Origin of the sequence: Rhodoferax sp. UBA5149 (genome assembly GCF_002413825.1) — a bacterium.
Taxonomy (GTDB): Bacteria; Pseudomonadota; Gammaproteobacteria; order Burkholderiales; family Burkholderiaceae_C; genus Rhodoferax.
On record NZ_DHXT01000032.1, the window covers coordinates 8507 to 10305 of the forward strand.

The 1799-nt window shown below is 56.5% G+C and carries 2 protein-coding genes; both read left to right on the forward strand.

The features are described 5' to 3' along the window. Positions 1–154 precede the first annotated feature (154 nt). Entirely contained in the window at positions 155–805 is a 651-nt protein-coding gene (locus B3V69_RS02590) for a type IV toxin-antitoxin system AbiEi family antitoxin domain-containing protein (RefSeq protein ID WP_296443510.1), read from the forward strand. Beyond that, positions 802–1665: a nucleotidyl transferase AbiEii/AbiGii toxin family protein gene (locus B3V69_RS02595; RefSeq protein WP_296443512.1), complete on the forward strand. Its 864-nt coding sequence runs from the start codon at positions 802–804 to the stop codon at positions 1663–1665. Before B3V69_RS02590 ends, B3V69_RS02595 begins: the two co-directional genes overlap by 4 nt. Positions 1666–1799: the final 134 nt, after the last annotated feature.

The window sequence follows — 1799 nt, forward strand, 5'->3', positions numbered from 1 at the left end:
TGAGTTAATTGGGGTCAGATTCCAATTAATTTACGTCTTTTAGGGCTGTAGCCCCCGTCAACACTGCGTGAGCAGCTATTGTTTTTTAGTGGTTGCGGCGGGCCAATGGATAGAAGTGCCAGAAACTTTCATTAAATGCAAGTATCATTCATGAATGCAAACGCTCACAGAAAAGCTGATCCAAGCCGGTTGGGCCGGGCGAGTGCTGTCCCTTGCGCAGTTGGCGCGCCTGCTGGATGGCACGCCGCAGCGGCGCTACAACCTGGTCAATCGTGCATTGCAGCATGGCGAGTTGCTGCAGTTGCGGCGCGGGCTTTATCTGCTGGCTCCGCAATCACCAAACAAGCTGCCGCACCCTTTTGTGCTGGCGCAGGCGCTGCAAACCGGCTCTTATATCTCGTTCGAAACCGCATTGAGCTTTCATGGCTGGATTCCAGAGTCGGTGCCGGTCACGCTGTCGGTGGTGCCTGGTCGGCGGCGGCTGGAGGTAGATCATCCGGCGTTGGGCCTGTTTCGCTTTTACCCGCTGGCGCTTCGGCCGGGTTATTTTCTGGAGGCGGTAGATCGCCACACCCTCAATGGCCAATCGGCCCTGGTGGCCCAGCCACTGCGGGCACTGCTGGATATAGTTTGCTTGCGCAAGCTGGAGGGCGACAGTATCAAAGCACTCACACAATCCATGCGCATTGATGGCGAACTACTGATGCAAACTAAACCCCCCACCTGGCAAGCCCTGCAACGGGTTTACCCACACAAGCGCATGGCAACAGCCATTGAGGCGCTGCAATTTGAGCAAACCGCATGATTGACCTGTTGCGCAAGCGCCTGGAAAAATACTCGGCTACCAATGCCGTGCAAGAGGAGCAGGCACTCAAAGAAATATTGCAGGAGATTGCCCTCTATGCGCTTTGGCGTAGCGGTTTCTTTGAAATTGCAGCCTTTCAGGGCGGCACCAGTCTGCGTATTTTGCATGGCCTGCCGCGTTTTTCCGAAGACCTCGATTTCATCCTGCTTAAACCCGACCCGACTTTCGAGTGGTCGCATTACTTTGAATCGCTGACCGATGTGCTGCAGCAATTTGGCGTGCGCTGTGAATTGACCGACCGCAGCCGCATGGACAAGTCCGTGCGCCAGGCCATGCTCAAGGACAACTCGATCGGCCGCCAGCTCGACCTCTCTTTTTTTGATGCGAACAACCCACGCAAACTCAAGGTCAAACTCGAAATTGACACCAACCCGCCAGCCGGGACGGACACAAGCTGGCATTACCTGGATTTTCCGGTGGACTTTGAAGTCTGCGCGCAAGACCTGCCCAGCAACTACGCCCTCAAGCTGCACGCGTTGCTCTGCCGCCCCTACCTGAAAGGCCGGGATTGGTTCGATTTTGCCTGGTACTGCAAACAAAAGATCCGCCCCAATTTGCCACATCTTGCCCACGCCCTAAACCAGGCTGGGCCGTGGAAAGACCAAAACACGGTGGTTAGCGCCGAATGGCTAGGCGACGCCATGACCTCAAAAATCAAGACCATCAACTGGCCTCTTGCTGCACAAGACGTGGCCCCTTTTCTACCCGCGGCAGAGCAGATGAGCCTGTCGCTGTGGAGCGAACGGTTCTTTGTCGACAAAGTCAGCAAGCTGGCGCAAGCGGCTGCGGTAGATGCGTGAGCACGTTCAAAGTTGCAGCCCTCATGCGCGTCGTGCAGCGCTTGTGCGGCAATTTGCAAGTGGATATTTCCAAAGCCCGGCAGTTGCTGGGCTGGGCGCCGCCGATCGTGGCCGGGGCTATGCCATCGACGCGC